General features: G+C 70.1%; 18 protein-coding genes. 11 read left to right on the forward strand and 7 right to left on the reverse strand.

Annotation, left to right across the window (positions count from 1 at the left end; genetic code table 11):
• Nucleotides 1-76 precede the first annotated feature (76 nt).
• Nucleotides 77-409, reverse strand: a complete 333-nt coding sequence (locus tag Mth01_RS25825) for a MerR family transcriptional regulator (protein WP_204018555.1) — start codon at nucleotides 407-409, stop codon at nucleotides 77-79.
• 172 nt (nucleotides 410-581) lie between these two features.
• Here Mth01_RS25825 and ahcY point away from each other — a divergent pair, with 172 nt between their 5' ends.
• Both ahcY and Mth01_RS25835 read left to right on the forward strand, forming a co-directional pair.
• Complete coding sequence (gene ahcY, locus Mth01_RS25830) at nucleotides 582-2,009, forward strand: adenosylhomocysteinase (RefSeq protein WP_204018578.1); 1,428 nt, start codon at nucleotides 582-584, stop codon at nucleotides 2,007-2,009.
• 202 nt (nucleotides 2,010-2,211) lie between these two features.
• Nucleotides 2,212-3,492 carry an adenosylhomocysteinase gene (locus Mth01_RS25835; RefSeq protein WP_204018556.1) on the forward strand — a complete coding sequence of 427 codons (1,281 nt, stop codon included), beginning with the start codon at nucleotides 2,212-2,214 and terminating at the stop codon, nucleotides 3,490-3,492.
• Between the two features lie 158 nt (nucleotides 3,493-3,650).
• Here Mth01_RS25835 and Mth01_RS25840 read toward each other — a convergent pair whose 3' ends face one another.
• Complete coding sequence (locus tag Mth01_RS25840; RefSeq protein ID WP_204018557.1) at nucleotides 3,651-4,568, reverse strand: RDD family protein; 918 nt, start codon at nucleotides 4,566-4,568, stop codon at nucleotides 3,651-3,653.
• A 57-nt stretch (nucleotides 4,569-4,625) separates the two neighbouring features.
• Here Mth01_RS25840 and Mth01_RS25845 point away from each other — a divergent pair, with 57 nt between their 5' ends.
• The 4 genes from Mth01_RS25845 (at nucleotide 4,626) to Mth01_RS25860 (ending at nucleotide 8,677) form a co-directional block, all read left to right on the forward strand.
• A complete protein-coding gene (locus Mth01_RS25845; RefSeq protein ID WP_204018558.1) occupies nucleotides 4,626-5,618 on the forward strand; it encodes a stage II sporulation protein M in 993 nt (330 codons plus the stop codon).
• Between the two features lie 159 nt (nucleotides 5,619-5,777).
• On the forward strand, nucleotides 5,778-6,506 hold the full coding sequence (locus tag Mth01_RS25850) for a GOLPH3/VPS74 family protein (protein WP_204018559.1): 729 nt from the start codon (nucleotides 5,778-5,780) through the stop codon (nucleotides 6,504-6,506).
• Nucleotides 6,507-6,608: 102 nt separating this feature from the next.
• Complete coding sequence (locus Mth01_RS25855) at nucleotides 6,609-8,087, forward strand: APC family permease (protein ID WP_204018560.1); 1,479 nt, start codon at nucleotides 6,609-6,611, stop codon at nucleotides 8,085-8,087.
• On the forward strand, nucleotides 8,084-8,677 hold the full coding sequence (locus tag Mth01_RS25860; RefSeq protein WP_204018561.1) for a GNAT family N-acetyltransferase: 594 nt from the start codon (nucleotides 8,084-8,086) through the stop codon (nucleotides 8,675-8,677). The genes Mth01_RS25855 and Mth01_RS25860 overlap by 4 nt, the downstream gene beginning before the upstream one ends.
• Before the next feature lie 157 nt (nucleotides 8,678-8,834).
• Here the strand turns inward: Mth01_RS25860 and Mth01_RS25865 are convergent, their stop codons facing one another.
• The 5 genes from Mth01_RS25865 to Mth01_RS25885 form a co-directional block, all read right to left on the reverse strand.
• Nucleotides 8,835-10,244, reverse strand: coding sequence for a DUF58 domain-containing protein (locus tag Mth01_RS25865; protein WP_204018562.1), 1,410 nt, complete (start codon nucleotides 10,242-10,244; stop codon nucleotides 8,835-8,837).
• A 119-nt stretch (nucleotides 10,245-10,363) separates the two neighbouring features.
• The gene (locus Mth01_RS25870; protein WP_239090013.1) at nucleotides 10,364-11,473 is read right to left on the reverse strand and encodes an AAA family ATPase; all 1,110 of its coding nucleotides are present in this window, start codon (nucleotides 11,471-11,473) and stop codon (nucleotides 10,364-10,366) included.
• Nucleotides 11,470-12,741 (reverse strand): DUF4350 domain-containing protein, encoded by a 1,272-nt coding sequence (locus Mth01_RS25875; RefSeq protein ID WP_239090014.1) that lies wholly within the window; start codon nucleotides 12,739-12,741, stop codon nucleotides 11,470-11,472. The genes Mth01_RS25870 and Mth01_RS25875 overlap by 4 nt, the downstream gene beginning before the upstream one ends.
• Entirely contained in the window at nucleotides 12,738-13,460 is a 723-nt protein-coding gene (locus tag Mth01_RS25880; RefSeq protein ID WP_239090015.1) for a DUF4129 domain-containing protein, read from the reverse strand. Before Mth01_RS25880 ends, Mth01_RS25875 begins: the two co-directional genes overlap by 4 nt.
• Nucleotides 13,457-14,872, reverse strand: coding sequence for a glycerophosphoryl diester phosphodiesterase membrane domain-containing protein (locus tag Mth01_RS25885; RefSeq protein ID WP_204018563.1), 1,416 nt, complete (start codon nucleotides 14,870-14,872; stop codon nucleotides 13,457-13,459). The genes Mth01_RS25880 and Mth01_RS25885 overlap by 4 nt, the downstream gene beginning before the upstream one ends.
• Before the next feature lie 337 nt (nucleotides 14,873-15,209).
• On the opposite strand from Mth01_RS25885, the gene mtrA reads away from it, so the two are divergent.
• The 5 genes from mtrA (at nucleotide 15,210) to hpf (ending at nucleotide 21,491) form a co-directional block, all read left to right on the forward strand.
• The gene (mtrA, locus tag Mth01_RS25890) at nucleotides 15,210-15,887 is read left to right on the forward strand and encodes an MtrAB system response regulator MtrA (protein ID WP_055478012.1); all 678 of its coding nucleotides are present in this window, start codon (nucleotides 15,210-15,212) and stop codon (nucleotides 15,885-15,887) included.
• A gap of 15 nt (nucleotides 15,888-15,902) precedes the next feature.
• A complete protein-coding gene (gene mtrB, locus Mth01_RS25895) occupies nucleotides 15,903-17,654 on the forward strand; it encodes an MtrAB system histidine kinase MtrB (protein ID WP_204018564.1) in 1,752 nt (583 codons plus the stop codon).
• The gene (locus Mth01_RS25900; protein WP_204018565.1) at nucleotides 17,644-19,443 is read left to right on the forward strand and encodes an LpqB family beta-propeller domain-containing protein; all 1,800 of its coding nucleotides are present in this window, start codon (nucleotides 17,644-17,646) and stop codon (nucleotides 19,441-19,443) included. The genes mtrB and Mth01_RS25900 overlap by 11 nt, the downstream gene beginning before the upstream one ends.
• A gap of 67 nt (nucleotides 19,444-19,510) precedes the next feature.
• Nucleotides 19,511-20,284, forward strand: coding sequence for a ComF family protein (locus tag Mth01_RS25905; RefSeq protein WP_204018566.1), 774 nt, complete (start codon nucleotides 19,511-19,513; stop codon nucleotides 20,282-20,284).
• A gap of 514 nt (nucleotides 20,285-20,798) precedes the next feature.
• Nucleotides 20,799-21,491 carry a ribosome hibernation-promoting factor, HPF/YfiA family gene (gene hpf / locus Mth01_RS25910; protein WP_204018567.1) on the forward strand — a complete coding sequence of 231 codons (693 nt, stop codon included), beginning with the start codon at nucleotides 20,799-20,801 and terminating at the stop codon, nucleotides 21,489-21,491.
• Nucleotides 21,492-21,526 lie beyond the last annotated feature (35 nt).

Below are 21,526 nucleotides of genomic sequence, written 5' to 3' on the forward strand. Positions count from 1 at the left end.
CGTGGATGACCGCCTGGCGCGGTCGCGCAGGGTCCCAAGCTTCGCCGGCGACGCAGTGACGGCGATTGCGGCCTCCTTACCGGCCCCTCAGGAGGCGGAGGGCCTTCTCCTGCTCGAAGTCCAGTGCCCGGCGCGGCGCCGGGATCCGGCCGATGCGCACGCCCAGGTCCCGTACGGCCTGGCCGACGGCGGGCTCGGCCAGGGCACGCAGCGCGAAGGCCAGCTCGGCGGGGGAGACGTCGAAACGGCGCTCCAGGTCCATCGCCTGACGGACGGCGACCAGCTCCTCGGGCCCGAACCGCCGGTGGGCGCCCCGGTCGCGGATCGGCGGCAGCAGCCCGAGCGCCTCCCGGTAGCGCAGCATGCGGGGGGACAGACCGAGCCGTCTGGCGGCCTCCGTGATCCGCATCGAAGCCACCACCTCCAGTTCCTTTTCGCCCACGCTAGACGTTTCCGGGCCGTTGCGGGAGCCGTACGAGCGCAATCCTCACATTCTTGTGTCAGGTTCGCACGTGATCGGACGCACGGGGTGGATCGTGCCGCCTAAACTCACTGCGACGGACAATGGAGGGATGACACTCATGGACTTCAAGGTCGCCGACCTTTCGCTTGCGGACTTCGGCCGCAAGGAGATCCGCCTCGCGGAGCACGAAATGCCGGGACTTATGGCGACCCGGAAGGAATTCGCCGCGTCGCAGCCGCTCAAGGGCGCCAAGATCATGGGCTCGCTGCACATGACGATCCAGACGGCCGTGCTGATCGAGACGCTCGTCGCACTCGGCGCCGACGTCCGCTGGGTGAGCTGCAACATCTTCTCCACTCAGGACCACGCCGCGGCCGCGGTCGTCGTCGGCCAGAACGGCACCCCTGAGAACCCCTCGGGCGTACCGGTCTTCGCCTGGAAGGGCGAGACGCTCGAGGAGTACTGGTGGTGCACCGAGCAGGCCCTGCAGTGGCCGGACGGCTCCGGCCCCAACATGATCCTCGACGATGGTGGCGACGCCACGCTGCTCGTGCACAAGGGCGCCGAGTTCGAGAAGACGGGCGTGGTGCCGACGGCCGGCGAGGACGACCCCGAGGAGTGGGCGATCATCCTCGACACGCTGCGCCGTACCGTCGGCCCCGACAAGCGCTGGACCAAGATCGCTGAGGGGATCAAGGGCGTCACCGAGGAGACGACCACCGGTGTCCACCGGCTCTACGAGATGCACCGGGAAGGCCGGCTGCTCTTCCCCGCGATCAACGTCAACGACTCGGTCACCAAGTCCAAGTTCGACAACAAGTACGGCTGCCGCCACTCCGTGATCGACGGCCTCAACCGGGCGACCGACGTGCTGATCGGCGGCAAGGTCGCGGTCGTGTGCGGTTACGGCGACGTGGGCAAGGGCTGCGCCGACGCGCTGCGCGGTCAGGGCGCCCGGGTGATCGTGACCGAGGTCGACCCGATCTGCGCGCTTCAGGCGGCCATGGACGGCTTCCAGGTGACCACCCTGGACGACGTCGTCGGCACCGCGGACATCTTCGTCACGTGCACCGGCAACTACAACATCATCACCGCCGACCACATGTCGAAGATGAAGCACCAGGCGATCGTCTCCAACATCGGGCACTTCGACAACGAGATCGACATCGCGGGGCTCGCCCGCATCCCGGGCGTCGTGAAGGAGGAGGTCAAGCCCCAGGTGCACACCTGGACCTTCGCCGACGGCCACTCGATCATCGTGCTCGCCGAGGGCCGCCTGATGAACCTGGGCTGCGCCACCGGTCACCCGTCGTTCGTGATGTCGAACTCGTTCACCAACCAGGTGATCGCCCAGATCGAACTGTTCGCCAAGACCGAGAACTACCCGATCGGCGTGTACGTGCTGCCCAAGCACCTGGACGAGAAGGTCGCACGGCTTCATCTGGACGCGCTCGGCGTCAAGCTCACCACGTTGAGCAAGAAGCAGGCCGAGTACATCGGCGTCGACGTCGAAGGCCCCTACAAGCCCGACCACTACCGCTACTAACCGACCACCCCGCGCACCCACCTGCGGTGATCCTGCAGTTTCTCGCACACGAGATGGTTTCCGCTGGTCGGATGGGGTGTCGTTACTTCGTGATCTTGCAGTCGGAAATGCCGGACTGCAAGATCGCGGATGGTGTTCTCGCTGGTGACGGCACCTGACTGCGAGTTTTTGTAAGATCACGCCCGGGGGGTTGGGCAAGATAATGCCCTGGGAGGTTGGGGTGGTGGCAGAGGGGCTCGCCGAGGCGGGAGAGCGCCGCATCGGATGGGCGGCCAGGGCCATGCCGGTGCTGACCGCCCTCGGGGAGCGGTTCGCCGGAGAGCGGCCGTTCGACGGCCTGCGGATCGCCGCCTGCCTCCACGTCACCGCCGAGACCGCCGTGCTGCTGGGGGCGCTCAGGGCCGGCGGCGCCGAGATCGCGCTGGCCGCCTCCAACCCGTTGTCCACCCAGGACGACGTCGCGGCGGCCCTCGAGACGTACGGCATCGCGGTACACGCCCGGGCGGGAGTGGACAGGGGCACCTACTACCGGCATATCCACCAGGCACTGGACATCTCCCCGAACATCGTGCTCGACGACGGGTGCGATCTGGTCAACATCCTCCACACCGAGCGGGTGGAGTTGCTCGACACGGTCGCCGGCGGCTGTGAGGAGACCACGACCGGCATCATCCGGCTCCGTCAGATGGCCTCGGAGAACGCACTCCGCTTCCCCGTTGTCGCGGTCAACGACACCCGCACCAAGCGGATGTTCGACAACCGGTACGGCACCGGCCAGTCGACGCTCGACGGCATCATGCGGGCGACCAACGTCCTGCTGGCCGGCCGTACCGTCGTCGTGGCAGGCTTCGGCTTCTGCGGACGGGGAGTCGCCGAGCGGGCCAGGGGGCTGGGCGCGCGGGTGATCGTCACCGAGATCGACCCGGTGAAGGCGCTGGACGCCACGCTGCAGGGGTACGAGGTCCAGCCGATGGGCCGGGCCGCCGAGATCGGCGACGTGTTCGTCACCGTCACCGGCAACCGGGACGTCATCCGCGCCGAGCACCTGGCCGCCATGAAAGACGGCGTGATCCTGGCCAACGCGGGGCATTTCGACGTCGAGATCGACGTACGCGCACTGGAGGAGGCGGCGACCGCCGTGCGCTTCGGCATCCGCCCCAACACCGACGAGTACGTCATGGCCGACGGCAGGCGACTGCTGCTCCTGTCGGAGGGCCGTCTGGTCAACCTCACCGCGGCCGAGGGACATCCGGCGGCGGTCATGGACATGTCGTTCTCGGCTCAGGCCCTCGCCGTCGCCTGGCTCGCCCGCTCCACCTGGCTCGCCGAGGAGTCCGTACGGCTGCCGCCCGGCGTCCACGACGTACCGGCTGAGATCGACGCCGAGGTGGCCCGGCTCAAGCTCGCGGCCGCCGATGTCGAGATCGACACTCTCACCGACGCCCAGGAGCGATACCTCCACTCCTGGCGCCTCGGGTCCTGACTACGCCGAGGACAGGCGCGGCCGGAGGCGACCTCTCCCTTCGCCTTCCGGCCGCGCCCGCCTCAACCCCACTGCAGGCATGCCCCAATGGCCTGCGACCGTCACAAGTGCCCCGCGAACAGGGAGATACACCCTCTGTTGGCGATAAATCCGAAAAATCAAGTCGGTGGAACGAATCCCTCAGGTGTCGGCCCGGGTGGCGGTGCCTGCCCCGGACCGTGGGCCGCCGCCGGAGCGGGCGTCGCTCCGTATGCCCCAGAAGTGCCGTACGCCCCAGGAATGCCGTACGCGGACGGGGTCCCGTACGCGGGGGGCATGGTGGAGCGGCGGGCCTGCGCTCGGGTGAGGCGGATCTCGGTGCGGCGGCGACGTTCGGCCAGGACGGCGGCGAGGTAGGCATGCGGCGGGACGCCCGGCGGAGGCGGCGGGGTGACGCGGGACATCACCTGGGCCGAGATCCGCGTCCCCATCTCGTGCTGGACGGCGGGGGCGAGTTGGTGCCAGCGCGAGAGGTACTGCCGGGCCGCGCCCGCCAGCTCGTCGGTGAGCTGGGAGAGCTCCAGTGTGGCCGCCCAGGAGGCGAGGTGCGGCGGCATGACCGGTGGCGGGCTCTGGCGTGGCCCGCGCTCCCCGATGACGATGGTGCCGGAGAAGACGTCGCCGAGCCGTTTGCCCTTCTCGTTGGCCAGCGAGGTGATGAGCGCCGGGGCTCCGGCGAACATCCAGAACTCCACGAACCCGGCGAGCCCGCGAAACAGCGCCTGCCGGAAGCGTTCGGGGCCGCCGTCGTCGCTCACCACCCGAAGGCCGAGTGCGAGCTTGCCGACGCTGCGGCCTCTGCTGATGGTCTCGAACGCGACCGGATAGGCCACGATGACGAGCACGGTGAGCAGGATGTTCAGGCCCACGGCCAGCGCGTCGTCGACGATCGGGGAGGCGTACGCGACGAGCAGGTAGACCCCGATGAGCAGGGTCATCTGGATGAGCCAGTCGATCAGGAACGCCAGGGCGCGGCTGGAGAGCTGGGCGACCCGCACCTCGACGACGACGGCCTCGCCGGTCACGACTTCGGACACACTGCGCACCCTATCTCCACCGCCCTGATCGTCCCCGAGCCCGATAAGGTCCGATGCGTGGACATGGATGCGTTCGTCGCCGTGCACGGACCGGTTTGGGACCGGCTCGACGAGCTGGTACGGCGGCGCCGGAGCCTTGACGGAGCCGAGGTCGACGAGCTGATCGAGCTCTACCAGCGGGCGACCACGCACCTGTCCATCGTCCGGTCCGGTTCGGCGGACGCGATGCTCGTCGGTCGGTTGTCGTCGCTGGTCGCGCGGGCCCGCTCGGCGGTTACCGGGGCGCACAGCCCGGCCTGGCGGGAGGTCGTCCGGTTCTTCACGGTGTCGTTCCCCGTGGTGGCCTACCGGGCCTGGCGGTGGTGGCTCGGCGCGGCACTCGGGTCGCTCGCCGTGGCGTATGTGCTCGCCGTGTGGGTGGTGCAGGACCCCGCGGTACAGACCGTCCTCGGCACTCCGGAGGAGGTCAGGCAGCTCGTCGAGCATGATTTCGCCGACTATTACTCCGAGCATCCGGCGGCGTCGTTCGCCGGCCAGGTATGGGTGAACAACGCCTGGGTGTCGCTGCAGGTCATCGTCTCGGCGATTCTGCTCGGGCTGCCGATTCCGTGGATTCTCTGGCAGAACGCCGCGAACCTGGGCATCATCAGCGGGCTGATGCACGCCCACGGCAAGGCAGACGTGTTCTGGGGACTGATCCTGCCGCACGGCATGCTGGAGTTGACCGCGGTCTTCCTCGCGGCCGGGGTGGGCATGCGCCTGGGCTGGACGGTGATCGACCCCGGACCCCGGCGCCGGGGGGAGGCACTGGCCGAGCAGGGGCGGGCCGTGATGAGCGTCGCCCTGGGGTTGGTCGCCGTGCTGCTGGTGTCCGGGCTGATCGAGGCCGGGGTCACCCCGTCGGGCCTGCCCACGTGGGCCCGCATCGCGATCGGCGCGCTGGCCGAGGTGCTCTTCCTCACGTACGTGATCGTGTTCGGTCGCCGGGCCGTACGCGAGGACGAGACCGGTGACATCGAGGACGCCCCCGACCTGGCTCCTACGGCCTGACGTCGTTCCTGACCAATTTAGGTAGCCCGAAATTCGGATATTCGAGTCATCCGTATTCTGACCAGTTTTGCCAGTGATGTCAGGGGTAGCAGGTGACAAAACTAGAATTTAATTCGCAGGGCTGACAAACCCGACATTCGGGCTATACGATCGCCTCTCGTGACTGGAGCCGATCTTGCAGGTCCCCTCCTGGCCAACGATCTCTACTTCGTCATACATGACGACAGAACGGGCCGGATGCGGCTGCATCCCCGGCTGACCGGGCTCGGTCTGGCCGCTGCCATCGTGGGTGAACTGATGCTCGCCGGGTGGATCACCATCCGGCTCGCCGCGGGTCAGGCGCGGCTCGCCCCGGTCGGCACGCCTCCCGGAGGCGTCGTCTCCGCGCCGGGTACGGCCCCGCGAGGCACGGTGATGGTCGGCGCGGTCGGCGCGGTCGGTGTGGCGCCGCCGGCCGACGTGGTCACTCGGAGCGCGCTGGCCCACATCTCCGCCGAGCCGGCGCATTCCCTCCAGACCTGGCTGCAGTTCCTCGCCCGTACGGCTCACGCCGACGTGGCCGCCCGCATGACGGAGGCCGGGCTGCTGCGGCGTCCCCCCGGCAGACGGCTGCCGCGCCGGGCCCGGCCGCAGGCTCCCGTCGATCCCAACACGGCACTGTGGCCGGTCGGCCGTCTCAACCTCGCGATCCAGCGCGGTCAGCGACTTGACACGCGCGAGGCGCTCCTGCTGGGACTGGTCGTCGCGACCACGGTCGCCCGGACAGTCCTGTGGGAGCCGGACTCGAGACACCTGTCCGACTCGATCGCCACCCTCCCGGCGCCGTTCCGGGAACTGATCGCCCAGACCAAGGCCGCTGTCGGCGACGCCGTCATCAGCCCCCGGTGAAAGTCCCCCTGCCAAAGTGCCCCCTGCCAAAGTGCCGACTGCCAAAGTGCCGACTGCCAAAGTGCCGATGAAAACCGACACCCCTCTCCACGGAGTTTCCGCATGTCCCTGACAGAGCACAGAACTACGAGCGCCGTCTCGGCGGCGCTGGCCAAAGACCGCCTCGGCGTGCCGTCCGTGGTGTTCTTCGTCATGTCGGCGGCGGCCCCGCTGCTGGTCACCGCCGGCGTGGTGACCACCGCCTACGCCGTAACCGGCGTGACCGGCGTTCCGCTGGCGTACATCCTGCTCGGCGCCATTCTGGGGCTGTTCGCCGTCGGATTTGTGACGATGTCCCGCTACGTGGTGAACGCAGGCGCGTTCTACGCGTACACCGCGAAAGGCCTCGGGCGGCCGGTGGGCGTGGCGACCGCCTGGGTCGCGCTGCTGGCCTACAACGCACTCGTACTGGGCCTCTACGGCATCATCGGGTCGGCCGTCGAACCGCTGCTCGGTGACTGGTTCGGGATCTCGCCGCCGTGGTGGCTGATCGCGCTGGTCTTCTGGGCGCTGACCGGGGTGCTCGGCCTCATGCGGGTGGACGTGAACGGGAAGATCCTGGCAGTTCTGCTGCTGTCCGAGATCGCCTTCGTCATCGTTTTCGACATCGCGGGCTTCTTCCACCCGGCCGCCGCCACCGGCTTCAGTCCGGAGGTCTTCAACCCCGGCAACTTCTTCGCCCCCGGCTTCGGCGCTCTGCTCGCGATATGCGTCGCGTCCTTCTCGGGTTTCGAGTCGTCGGTGGTCTTCGCCGAGGAGACCAAGAACCCGAAGCGGACAGTGCCGCTCGCGACCTACCTGGCGCTCGCCGTCATCACCGTTCTGTACACCATCTCGTCGTGGGCGATGATCGTGCCGGTCGGCACCGATGAGATCGCAGAGGCGGCCGGAGAGCAGGGTCCCGGTCTCCTGTTCGGCCTGGCGGAGCAGCACCTGGGATCGACGATCTCGACGATCGGCTCGGTCCTGTTCGCGACCAGCATCGTCGCGGCGATGATCGCGTTCCACAACACGACCTCTCGCTACATCTTCGCGCTCGGGCGGGAGAACGTCCTGCCCGCGGCCTTCGGCCGTACCCACCCGCGGACCGGCGCCCCGTTGCTGGGATCGCTGAGCCAGAGTGTCCTCGGTCTGGTGGCGATCGTCATATACGCGATCTTCAGCTCGGATCCGCTGGTCGAGATGTTCTTCACCCTGGGCTCGTTCGGCGGCTTCGGCCTGTTGGTGTTGCTGACGACCACCTCGGTCGCGGTGTTCGCCTTCTTCGCCAAAAATCCCGGGCTGAAGAACGCCTGGCGCACCCAGATAGCCCCGGGCATCGCCTCGGTGCTGCTGTTCTGTGTGCTCGGACTCGCGCTGATCAATTTCGACAAGATTCTCGGCGTGGAGCCCGACTCCCTGCTCCGCTGGCTCCTGCCCGCCCTGTACCTCCTCGGCATCGGGCTCGGCATCGCCTGGGCGATGTTCCTGCGCGCCAAACGCTCAGAGATCTACGCCAACATCGGCCTGGGCGCCCAGGCCGCGGTCAGGAGGAGCAGTTGACCGAGATCATCCGGATCAAGCCCAGCTCGGAGGCGGCCGACACGGTCGGCGCGATCATCGCGGAGTCCTTCCACGACCTCGCGGTCTCGAACTGGCTCGTCCCGCCGGACGACGACCGCCGTCGGGTGCTGCCGCCGCACTTCGCCATGTTCGTCGAGCACGCCTTCACCTACGGCGAGGTCTACGCGACGGCTGACATGTCCGCGGTCGCGGTGTGGTTCGACAACATCGCCTCGCCCATCCCCGAGGTCCCGGACATCGGGCCCCGCATGGAGGTGCTCGCCGGTCCACATGCCGAGCGCTTCGGGCTGCTCGGCGAGGCGATGGACAAGCATCATCCGCACGAGCCGCACTGCTATCTCGGGTTTCTCGCCGTGCTGCCGAACCGGCAGGGCCAGGGGCTGGGCAGCCTGCTGGTGGCCGAGCACCATCGCAGGCTCGATGCGCAGGGGACGGCCGCGTACCTGGAGGCCTCCAGCCCCCGCAGCCGCGAGTTCTACCTGCACCACGGCTACGCGGACCTTGGTGAGCCGCTGATCCTGCCCGACGGCCCGCCGATGTTCCCGATGTGGCGCCCCCCGGCCTCCTGAACTCTTTTAACCGTCCCGTACGGAGGCTCAACGTGAAGGAAGCTTCCGTACGGGCACCGGGATCGGGCACCGCAGTGCTCGCCGAGCATTTCGACGGCGTCGCCATTCCACCTCACCGGACCCACGGCTCTGGTTTCTCCGATCCATGCGGCTGCTCTCAGAGGCGGCCGGCGGCTTTGAGGGCTAGGTAGGTGTCGGCCAGTGCGGGGGCGATGTCCTCGGGAAGCGCGTCCACGACCTCGACGCCGTGTCCGCGCAGCAGTGCGGTGATCCTGCGCCGCTCCCCGCGTAGCCGTTCGGCCGCGGCCGCGTCGTACACGCGCTCGGCCGTGCCCCGGCCGGACGCCATCGCGGCCACCCGAGGGTCGGCGACGGCGGCGAGCAGGACGAGGTGGCGGGACGAGAGCTGGGACAGCACCGGCAGCAGGCCTTCCTCCAGCGCGGCCGGGTTGAGGTCGGTGAGCAGCACCACCAGGCAGCGGCGGCCGGCCCTGGCCAGCACGGCCGACACCATGCCGGACGCGTCGGACTCGACGAGCTCCGCCTCGATCGGCGCCATGACGTTGACCAGTGAGGAGAGCAACTCGGTCCGGGACGCCCCGGACAGTGACGCGCGGACCTTCCGGTCGTAGGCGAGGAAGTCGACCCGGTCACCGGCGCGGGAGGCGAGCGCGGCCAGGAGCAGCGCGGCGTCCATCGACCAGTCCAACCTCGGCCACCCCGCTTCGGGACGACCCGCGAGATCCGCCGCCGAAGGCCCGTCCTGCCCCGCTTGAGGGCTGTCGGACTTCCCGTGGCCCGTCGATGGTTCACCGGCGAGCGGGATCGGTGCGACGCCGACTCGGCCCGCGGACGTACGCCCCGTGTCGAGGACGATCAGCACCCGCCGGTCGCGCTCGGGCCGCCAGGTCCGTACGACCACGTCGGCACGCCTGGCGGTGGCCCGCCAGTCGATCGACCTGACGTCGTCGCCGACCACGTACTCTCTGAGCGAGTCGAACTCGGTGCCCTGGCCGCGTACCAGTGCGGGGTGGTTGCCCTCGAGCTCCTGCAGCCTCGCCAGCCTGCTGGGCAGATGTCTGCGGCTGAGGAACGGCGGCAGCACCCGGACCGACCACGGCACCCGGTGGGCGCCCTGCCGCCCGGCAAGGCCGAGCGGCCCGAGCGAGCGGACCGTCACGGTGACCGCCTCGCGGTCGCCCCGCCTGGTCGGCGCCAGCGTCGTGATCAGTCGCCGCCGTTCGCCGCTCGGCACCGCGAACCGCACCTGGCGGGGCCTCGCCCCCGCCGAGGGCGGCCATGCGTCGCGCAGCACACCCCGGACCCGGCGGCTGCCGGGGTTCTCCACGATCAGGCCGATCTCGGTCGACCGGCCGAGCCGTACCAACCGTTCGCCGTCCCGGCCGAACCGCAGCGCGCGCACGCTGCCGGCGAGCAGCAGGTCGATCACGACGAGCGCGGCGATCAGCATCGCGAACCCGGCCACGGCGAGTCCCGGCCGCGGCGCGAACAGCACCGCGACTGCGCTCAACGCGGCGAGCAGACCCGCGCGTCCGGTCAGCGCCACGACGCCGCGGCTCCGGTCGGTACGGCTGCCGCCTCCTGGTGCATGATCACGAACTCCATCTCCGCACGTCAGGGCTATTGCATGCGATTATCTGCAAGATCACGGGGGGTCGGCGGGGGTCAGCGGGGGACCGGGACGGTGGCGAGGATGCCGTCCAGGATGCCGTCGGGGGCGGCGCCCTCGAGCTCGGCCTCGGGCCGGAGCTGCACGCGGTGGCGCAGCGCGGGCCGGGCCAGGGCCTTGACGTCGTCCGGGGTGACGTACGTCCGCCCTGACAGCCAGGCCCACGCGCGAGCCGCCGCGAGCAGCGCGGTCGCCCCTCGAGGGGAGACGCCGATCCGCAGCGACGGCGACTGGCGGGTGGCGCGGGCGAGATCCACCACGTACCCGAGCACCGCCGGCCCCACGTGAACCTGCTTGACGGCGTCGCGGGCCGTCGCCAGGTCGGCCGGCGTGGCGACCGTCTTGATCGCGGAGAGGTCGCGCGGGTCGAAGCCGAGTGCGTGCCGCTCCAGCACGGCGATCTCCTGTTCCCTCGGCGGCAGCGGCACGGTGAGCTTGAGCAGGAACCGGTCGAGCTGCGCCTCGGGGAGCTGGTAGGTGCCCTCGTACTCGATGGGGTTCTGGGTCGCCGCCACGATGAACGGATCGGGCAGTGCGCGGGCCGCGCCGTCCACGCTGATCTGGCGCTCCTCCATCGCTTCGAGGAGGGCCGCCTGGGTCTTCGGCGGGGTCCGGTTGATCTCGTCGGCCAGCAGCAGGTTCGTGAAGACCGGCCCCTCCCGGAACTCGAACTCCGCGGTCTTCGCGTCGTAGACGAGCGAACCGGTCACGTCACCGGGCATCAGGTCGGGGGTGAACTGGATCCGCTTGAAGTCCAGCGCCAGCGCGGAGGCCAGCGTCCGGACCAGCAGGGTCTTGGCCACACCGGGGACGCCTTCGAGCAGCACGTGCCCACGGCACAGCAACGCGATGACCAGGCCGGTGACGACGGCGTCCTGGCCCACCACGGCCTTGGCCACCTCGGCGCGCAGCGCGGCGAGCGCCGCTCGCGCGGCCTCGGCCCGCTGCTCGTCCGATCCCGTGACGGACCCGGCTGAGCCGTCGGATCCGGGTGAGCCCGACGACGGAACGCCCGAGTATCCGGGCGGTCCCGAGGCGCCCGAGGCTCCCGAGGAACCTGAGGGTCCGGGGGACCCCGGGAACCCGGGGGACACTGGTGCGGTCAAGAGTCTCGAACCTGCCTTTCGAGTCTGTCGAGGTGTTCGGCGAGCGCCACCAGGCCGGCGTCGTCCGTCGGGGCCGGGCCGTACATCGCGGTCCGCACCTGCTGGAGATCCTCCCCGGTTCGTACGGCGACGGCCGCGGCGATCTCGTCGGGCGCCGCGGTGGCGGGCAGCCCGAGGCGCGGGGTGATCCGGTCGGCGGCGGCGGCCCGCAGCGCGAGCGCGGCTCGGTCACGTGCCCGTCTGGCCCGATAGAGCCGCCCGCGTCCCTCCACGGTCTCGGACGCCCGCACGATCACGGGAAGGCGCTCGACCACGACCGGGCCGAGCCTGCGCCCGCGCCACACGGCGACCAGGGCCACCGCGACGACAAGCTGGAAGATCGCCCAGTTGACGCCGTCCGGAACGAGGTCGCCGAGCGACCGCGCCTCCGTGGGGTCGTCTCCGCCGGGTCCGCCTGACCCGGATCCGTCCGTACCCGGGGCAGCGGCGTCCGGGGGAACGAGCCAGACCAGCCGCCGCTTCGCCCCGGCCAGGTTGATCGCGAGCGCGGCGTTGCCGTCCTCCGAGAGCCGGAGGTTGGTCATGAAGTCTCCGTCGCCGACCACGGTGATCGTACGCCCGTCCAGGACGTACCGGACCAGGGTCGGGTTCGCGCCGGCGGGATAGCAGCCGACGGACCCGGCCGGCCCGGTGAACGACATGCCGCCCAGGTACGCGCTGCCGGCCCGGGTGGCCTCGTGCAGCCCGCACTCCGGGTCGCGGGACCTGGTCCGTGTGTCGCGTTTCTTGGGCGTGACCCCGCTCGCGAGGATGTCCAGGTGCGCCGCCCGACCCACGATCAGGCGGTCGGCCGGGGACGCGGCCAGCCGTCTCGCCCCCGTCGCGGTCACCTCGCCGGCTTCGGTGACGAGGAGCAGGCTGTCGGAGCCGGCCCGGGCCAACGCGGCCGAGACGCTGTCGACGCGCTCGACGGCGACACCGTGATCCGCGAGCACGTCGGCGAGGGCCCGGGCGCCCGCCAAGGACGTGTCGGCGGGATCCAGGTAGCGGCCGCCCGCCTCGCCGGACGGCGTCAGCAGTACGGGCACCACGGCGGCCGCCACCACGATGATCCCCACCAGCAGGACCCCGCGCAGCCGACGCCATCGCCCGGTCTTCACCACGGCCGTTCCCGCCGTCGCCGGCGGTACGGTCCGCGTCGCGTCTCCCGCCTCGGGCGGCGCCGGCCGACCGGCCGGCGCGGTGTGCTCGCTCGTCCGGGTGCTCACGTGGCCGCGTCCAGCGAGATGCGGGCCTTGCGGAGGCTGTCGTCCAGAGCGGTGAGGGTGAGATATGCCTGCCGCGTCCCCGGCACGTCGCCGTACGCGATGTCGTCGAAGACGCGCGCTGCCTGCCGCAGCGCGGCGGCGTGTGACGGCAGCGCCGTGCCCGCCGTCTCGGCGAGCTCCATCGCGGTACGGCCGGGCAGCGGGCTGACGATGGCGCGTTCCTCGAGGTCGCGGGCGATCGCGCGGAGCCGCTCCTGGACGGCCGCGCGCCAGTTCCCGTCGGCGGCGTGTCGGCCCGCCGCGGCCCGGTGCTCGGCGGCGGTCAGTTCCGCCTGGTCGAAGACCGCGCCCTCACCGGTACGGCCGCGGCGCGACATCCGCCGCAGGGCCCACAGCAGCAGCGCCGCCAGGACGACGAGGATCACCACGATGACGATGAGCGACATGACGCCGCCCGCCGAGTTCGTTCCGGCGTCGAGCAGATCGCCCAGGAACTCGTCGAACTTCCGCCAGAGCCAGTCGACCGGCGACTCCTGCTCGTAGCCCGACCGCAGCAGCTTCCCCTCCGCCTCCTGCCGAGCCTGGTCGCGTCCGATGTCGACGGGGGGCCCGAACGGCGACGCGATCGGCGACGCGATCGGCGACGCGGTCAGCGGCCCGACCAGTGACACGAACAGCGGCACGACCGCCGACAGGACTGCCGACGGGGCAGGCGTCACGGCCTGGGCCCCTGATATGGCGGCCCCTCGTACGGCCCTTCATACGGCCCTTCATACGGCGGCGGGCCGGCGGTCGCCGCCTGGGCGGCGTTCGACGGGTGCCACAGGTCGTCGACGCTCGCGTGCACCCACCCCTGCGCATGGTTCTGCGCGGCCGCGGTCTGCAACACGAGATCGAACGCCTCGACCCGCATCCGCCGGTCGGCGTACAGCAGGCCGTTGACCCCCGCCTGGAACGGGTACGTGATCATCGAACCGAGGACGCCGCCGATGGCCACCAGCAGAGCTCCCAAGATCGCCGATGCCGTCGTGCCCTCACCGAAGAACCCGAGCAGGGTCCCGGCGAGGCTGAAGGGGAACGAAAGCACCCCGCTGACCAAACTGACGAGCAGCGTGGTCAGCAGCAGGATGCCGAGCACCCGCCACGAATCCCCCTTCACCAGCCGCCACGACCGGCGCATGGAGTCGGTCACGCCGAGCCCTTCCAGCACGACCGAGGGGGCGGCCAGGGCGAGTTTCGTCTGGAAGAACAACACGTAGGGGAGGTAGAGCAGGATGAACAGCAGCAGCAGGAGGAGCAGTGCCCCCACCGAGGAACCGTCCAGGTCCTTGAGCGAGCCGCCCATGGCGAGCGCCACGAATGTCGCGATGGCCACCAGCATCGGAGTGAGGAGGATGAGCCCCTGGAGCAGGACCAGCCCGAGCAGGGCGGGCACCCTCGACCTCGCCAGCCGCCACGCTTCGCCGGCCGTGATGCGCCCGCCGAAGACGGCGCGGCCGAGCACCCGGGTGAGAATGCCGGTGAGGATCGTGGTCGCGAAGAACGAGATGACGAGGGAGACCAGTGTGCCGACGAGTTGGGCGACCTGCCCGGAGGGCAGGGACCCCGACGCGTCGACGGCGTCCATTCCGCCATTGAACGTCGTGCCGTAGTCCCGCAGGACGATCCCCTGGCCGACCGCGACCGGGATCGTGCTGATCGCGGCCACGACGGCCGAGAGGCCCAGCGTCGCCTTCGGATTGGACCGGATCAGCTTGATCGAGCCGTCGAGGATGTCGCCCAGGGCCAGCGGGCGCAGCGGAATGATGCCGGGCCGGGGGGCCTGAGGCGGCGGGCGGAAGCCGTACGGCCCGGACTGGCCCCCGTACTGCTGCCCACCGTAGCCGTACGGATCGGGCCCCTGGCCGTACTGCGACTGCCCGTACGACTGCTGGTTGTACGGCGGCTGCTGGGGGCCGGGGTTGCCCGGGTGGGGGTCGCCCGAGTGAGTGCTGCCGGGGTCGGGGGAGGCGCCGGGCCGTTCCTGACCGCCCGGCGAAGCCCAGGAGGCGGCGGCTCCGCCGTACGGCGGAGGCTGCTCGGCCGCCCAGCCGGACGGCTCGTCAGGGGTGGGATCGGGGGCGTCTGTCATGTCCCAATCCTGGCATGATGTACGGCAAGCCGCACGGCGATGTAGCGCCCGCCGAGACGTTCGCCCCCTCGTGGCCAGGGTTCCCCCGCGACCAGGGTTCCCCCGCGACCCGAGCGCCGCCCGGAGCGATGCGCCGGTGCAAGCTCCGGGCCGAATGTCAAGGGACAACCAAGATCCTGACCGTATCCGGTCAGGTAATCGCGCATCCGTCGTCCTGGGCCTAAACTGCGTCCTCTGTGATGGTGGTGTTACCCCCAAGTGGCGACCACGGGTAACCTTCCTGTGAAACCCGTGACAATCACCCAAATCTCCCAAAGCGTAGAACGAATGAGGGGCCATGAAAGGACGCGTGCTGGTCGTCGACGACGACGCCGCTCTCGCCGAGATGCTCGGCATCGTCTTGCGCGGGGAGGGTTTCGAACCGTCATTCGTGTCCGATGGTGACAAGGCGCTGGACGCTTTCCGGGACACCCGGCCCGACCTCGTCCTGCTGGACCTGATGCTGCCCGGTGCCGACGGCATCGACGTCTGCCGCCGCATCCGCGCCGAGTCCGGGGTTCCGATCGTCATGCTGACGGCCAAGAGCGACACGATCGATGTGGTGCTCGGCCTGGAGTCCGGCGCCGACGACTACATCATCAAGCCCTTCAAGCCCAAGGAGCTCGTGGCTCGCGTCCGCGCGCGGCTGCGCCGTACCGACGAGCCGACCCCGGAGATTCTGCAGATCGGCGACATCACCATCGACGTGGCCGGCCACTCGGTGAAGCGGGGCGAGGAGACGATCAACCTCACGCCGCTGGAGTTCGACCTGCTGGTCGCGCTGGCCCGCAAGCCGCGCCAGGTGTTCACCCGAGAGGTGCTGCTCGAGCAGGTCTGGGGATACCGGCATGCCGCCGACACCCGGCTGGTCAACGTGCACGTCCAGCGGCTCCGCGCGAAGATCGAGAAGGACCCCGAGCACCCTGAGATCGTGGTGACGGTCCGGGGCGTCGGCTACAAGGCCGGCCCGGCGTAACACCTCACCTCCAGCATGCCCGCCTCCGCCGCCAGGTCCCGCCGCCGTACCCCGGGCCAGATCGCCCGGGGGGTGCGCAGGCGCGCCCGCCGCGCGGCGGGCAGGCTGCGGCGGAGCTGGCGGCGCTCGCTGCAGTTCCGGGTGGTGACGAGCACGCTCGTGCTGTCGATGGCCGTCGTCGTGGTGCTGGGAGTGTTCCTCATGCAGTCGATCACGGCGTCGGTGCTGCAGGGCGCCGTGCAGTCGGCCAGGGAGGAGGCACGGGCCAACGTCACGACCGCGATCGGCTACCTCACCCCGCCGTCGCCCGACCTGACCGACGCGCTGCCGGACGGCGACGCGGAGGGGGAGGCCGGCGATCTGGTCGGGGAGGCGGTCGACGCGCTGGGCGATCGCTCTGGTGGGCGCTACGACATCGTCACCTTCAATGAGAGCAAGGTGGGCCAGGCCCGGGCCACCGGCGCGATCGACTGGTCGAGCGTGCCCGACGCGCTGCGTGCCAAGGTGCAGCGCAGTGAGGAGGGCGTGCTCGTCGAGCAGAACACGAAACTCCGCTATTTGGGCGACAGGCAGCGGGTGAGCGGCATCGTCATCGGTGCCCGGGTCAACGGGACCTACGAGATCTACCACCTCTTCCCGCTGGGTGAGGTGGAGACCACGCTCCTCGCCGTGCAGCGCATAGTGATCGGCGCGGGCGCGGCGCTCGTGCTGCTGCTCGCCGGGATCGCATCCCTGGTCACCCGCCAGGTGGTCACTCCGGTGCGGCTCGCGCGGCAGGCGGCGGAACGGCTCGCCGCCGGGCGGCTGGAGGAGCGGCTCAAGGTGCGCGGAGAGGACGACCTCGCCCGGCTGGCCGCCTCCTTCAACGAGATGGCGTCCAACCTCGCCCTGAAGATCCACCAGCTCGAGGAGCTGTCCCAGGTCCAGCGGCAGTTCGTCTCCGACGTCTCGCACGAGCTGCGCACCCCCCTGACCACCGTGCGCATGGCCGCCGACCTGCTCTACGAGAGCCGGGAGGACTTCGATCCCGCGGCGGCGCGCTCTGCCGAGCTCATGCAGAACCAGCTCGAACGGTTCGAGTCGATGCTCGCCGACCTGCTGGAGATCAGCCGCCACGACGCGGGCGCGGCCACCCTCGATCTCGAGCCCGCCGACATGCGCGATGTCGTCCTGCGCGCGATCGGCGACTCCGAGGCACTGGCCGAACGGCAGTCCACCAGGTTCGAGTTGCGCCTGCCCAGCGAGCCGTGCGTGGCCGAGGTCGACAGCCGCAGGGTCGAGCGCATCCTGCGTAATCTGCTGTTCAACGCCATCGAGCACGGAGAGGGCAGGGACATCGTGGTCACCCTCGGCGCCGACCGTGACGCGGTGGCGGTGGCCGTACGGGACCACGGGGTGGGGCTCAAACCGGGCGAGGAGATGATGGTCTTCGACCGTTTCTGGCGGGCCGATCCGTCGCGGGCCAGGACCATCGGCGGCACGGGGCTGGGGCTTGCCATCTCCCGAGAGGACGCCATGTTGCACGGCGGCTGGCTGCAGGCGTGGGGCTCGCCGGGCGAGGGCAGCCAGTTCCGCCTGTCGCTGCCCAGGGCGGCCGGGGCCCCGCTGAGGGGATCGCCGCTGCCGCTGGTGCCGCCTGAGGTGGAGATGCGGCGCTCGTGGCGGGGGCACGGCACCCCGGTCCTGGCCCCGGCCATCGGGGTGATCGCGGAGGTCGGCATCGGAGTGCGGGAGACCTCGGACGCGGGCGGTTTCGATGTCCCCTAGGTTCCCGAGGACCGCGGCCACGGCCGCGGCGTTCGCCGTACTCGCCGCGGGCACCGGCTGCGCCACCGTGCCGACGAGTGGCAGCCCGCACCTGGTCGAGGAGGACAGGGCGAGGGACACGCTGAGCCAGCAGTACGTCCGCATGATCGCCGAGCCGCCGAAGAAGGACGCCTCGCCTGAGGACGTCGTCAAAGGCTTCCAGGCGGCCACCGCGAGCTTCGACGACCCCCGCCTGACCATGGCCAGGCGGTACCTGACCGCCGACGCCTCCCAGAAGTGGAAACCCTGGAAGCAGACGAGGGTCTACGACGAGGGCAAGTTCTCGGGCCCGATCCGCTCGCTCAAGGACGCCAAGGACGCCACCGTCACGCTCAAGGGGACTGCCGTGGCCACCATCGGGTCGGAGGGCAACTACACCCCGGCCACCGGCATTGTGGAAGAAGCGTTCCGCCTGGTCAGGGGGGACGACGAACAGTGGCGGATCGCTCAGCTGCCCGACGGACGGCTGCTGTCCCGTCACGATCTCGAGCGGGCCTATCGCCGGGTGGACCTGTGCTTTCCCCCGGCGACCCCGGTCAACGGGCTCGTCGTCGACCGGGTGTGGGTGCCGATCATCCCGGGCAGGGGGCTGCCCGAGACCCGGGTTCGCCGGTTGCTCGCCGGTCCGAGCGAGTCGATCAGGGGCGCGGTCGCCACCGCCTTTCCCGGTGGCACGGAGCTCAACCGGATCACCGTCGAGGGCGGTGACACACTCGTCGTCGACTTCACCTCCGCGGTGGAGTCGGTCTCCGACAACGAGATCGATGCGATGAAGGCCCAACTCGTGTGGAGCCTGGGGGAACTGGCGACCGGCTTCACCGTCGAGATCCGGGTCAACGGCGAGCCCTTCCGCGGCATCGGCCTCCGCTTCAAGCTGCCGGACTACGCCCAGTTCGACCCGAATGTGGTGACAGCCCAGGCGCAGGCGTACTTCATGCGGGACGGCAAGTTGCACAGGGTGAAGGACAAGGGCGGCGGCGACCCGGTCCTGGGTGCCGCGAGCGAACAGGATGTCCAGTTCACCGCCCCTGCCGTCTCCGGGGACTACCAGCCCAGGATCGCCGCGCTGGTCAACGGCGACGGGGTCTACGTGACGGGTACGGCACCGGGCAGCAAGTGGCAGCGGTGGATCGCGGGCAGGGACCTCACCGGCCCCTCATGGGACCGCTATGGATCCGTGTGGGCCGCCGAGCCGGTCGGTGAGGGCAAGACCCGGGTGTGGCAGGCGACCCAGGGGCAGGCGCGGCGGGTGGGCATTCCCCCCGCTTTGGCGAACGGCCGCATGAACGCGTTCCGGGTGTCGCGTGACGGCACTCGGGTAGCGGTGATCATGGACGAGGGGCGCGGCACCACAGTGAAGATCGGCACGATCTTCCGGATCGGCCGGCAGGTCAGAATCGACAACGTGCGGACGCTGGTCGAGGCCCAGGACCGTCAGAAGATCAAGGCCATCGCCTGGCGGGACGCCGCCGACCTGCTCGTGCTCTCCAAGGGGAAGGGCGGCCAGGATCTCGCCACCTGGTCGGTCATGGAGGGCAAGCCCGCCGAGGAACCGGCCATCAAGCTCGACGCCCAGGCCGAGATCGTCTCGATCGCCGGCGCCCCCGATCACGTGCTGGCCGGGACGGACATCGACAGGGGCGAGTCGGGTCCGGGACACGGTGAGGTGCGCACCTACAGCGGCGACAAGCGGGAATGGACCATGCTCGCCAAGGACGGCGCCACCGTCCCCGTCTACCCCCTCGGCTGAGCTGTTTCCGCACCGGGGCGCCCCGGGAGCAGGCTGTCTTGTCGGTGGCGGCTGGCATGGTAGGGCCGTGCTCGCGGCCCTACTCGACCTCGTCATCCCACCTCGATGCGCCGGATGTGATGAACCGGGATCGGTGGCGTGCCGTGCGTGTACGGCACAGCTGCTGCGGGATCCGGCTCCCCGTCCGCCGGATCCGCCGCCGCCGGGTCTGCCGGAATGCTGGTCGGCGACCGCCTATGACGGTGCGGCCCGCCGCATGATCCTCGCCTTCAAAGAGCACGGCCGTACGGCTGTCGCCCCGATCCTGGGCGCCTGCCTCGCCCAGGTGACCGCCGCGGCCCTGACGGCGTCGGCCGAGTGGGCCGACCGGGGGCCTCGGCCGGTCGTGCTGGTCCCGGTTCCGAGTGCCCGTGCCGCGTCGTGGAAGCGGGGTCATGATCCGGTCCGGGCCGTCAGCAGGGCCGCGGCAGCGGAGTTGCGCACACTGGGCCTGCCGGTCATGTCCGCTCCGATGCTCCGGCAGGTGAGACGGGTGGCCGACCAGGCGGGGCTCAGTTCGACGCGCCGCGCCGCCAACCTGTCAGGCGCTTTCGATGTGGTGCCCGGCCGTACGGGCCTCCTGGCGACGCTCGGGAGCCGGGGAGTCGTGGTCGTTCTGGTCGACGACATCGTCACCACCGGATCGACGCTGGCCGAGGCGGCCCGGGCGATCCGGCTGGCCGGAGTCAGGGTGCCGCTGGCGGTGACGGTCGCCGCGACCCGCAGGAAGGACCGTCAGGGCCGCGGCCGACACGCCCAGGGAGCAGGTCGGCGAACTATGACAGAGAGTAAAGATGGGTAAAAACCCTCCATGGCTAAGGGGATACATCTCTGTGTCAACGTCGGGGTGATTCTCCTGGTCAGAGCCTCGGAGTGGGCGAGATCCCAGGCGATTCCGGTGTCTTGGCGGGATGTTTCACCGGTCTCATCTGAAACGAAGCCAACGCAAAGTGATCGTCTGCCGGATCCCGTGGCTGACATTCCTGCCGCCAACGGCTAGCGTGCAGACATGGCACCCGTTCGGGTCCGTGGTTGCGCCGGGCCGACTCCGTTCAGGGGTCCGGCCTGGCTAGCCGATGCCAGCCGCAGGCGAAACGGTCCACGTAAGGCGACTCTTGGTCGGCCGATCACGGTGCGGCTTAGAAGTAAGTCCTGCCCTCCCGGTAGGTCAGATGCCTTCCGTCAGGGGAGAAGGGCATTAGTGGCAAGTGAGCTGCGAACCCCTCAGCAGGCGAATGTGGGGACGAAGACCAGGTCGGCCGGACGGGTGCTTCGAGCGCTGTGTAGCACAGTCGATGTGCGAAGGGGGGCTTTGCGTGGAAATCATCGTCAAGGGACGGCACACCGCAGTGAGTGACCGATTCCGTGATCAAGTGACTGCCAAGCTGGCCAGGATCGAACGGCTGGACAACAAGCTCATCCGCGTAGACGCGGAGGTTTCCCAACTGCCCAATCATCGGCAGAGCGGTCACCGGGAACGGATGGAACTGACCGTCTACTCCCGGGGGCCGGTGATCCGCGCGGAGGCGTCCGCGGACGACCGGTTCGCTGCCCTGGACATCGCGCTCGCCAAGCTGGAGGAGCGGCTGCGGCGGCTGCGGGACCGCAGGAAGATCCACCGCGGGAACCACCCCATGCGACCCCTTGGCGCATGGACCGCCACCTCGGCGGAGGACGCGGCGCAGCGGATCCCGCTGCCGGAGCCGCGTCCGTCGGTCGAGGCCGAAGCGGAGCCGGCGCCGGTTGCCGAGGCGCGAACCGGCGTCCGGGAAGAACAGGGCGGCTTCGCGGACTCGGTCGTCCCGATCGAGATGGACGGCGACGGCCCGCTCGTCGTCCGCGAGAAGTTCCACAAGGCCGAGCCCATGACGATCGATCAGGCGCTCCTTGAGATGGAGCTCGTGGGCCACGACTTCTTCCTCTTCCGTGACAAGGAGGGAGACCTGCCCAGCGTCGTCTACCGGCGGCGCGGCTACAACTACGGAGTCCTCAGGCTCGTCGAGGGGTAGTCCTCCACCGGGTGCGGGCCGGACCACGTCCATCG

The organism is Sphaerimonospora thailandensis (genome assembly GCF_016863115.1).
Classification (GTDB): Bacteria; Actinomycetota; Actinomycetes; order Streptosporangiales; family Streptosporangiaceae; genus Sphaerimonospora; species Sphaerimonospora cavernae.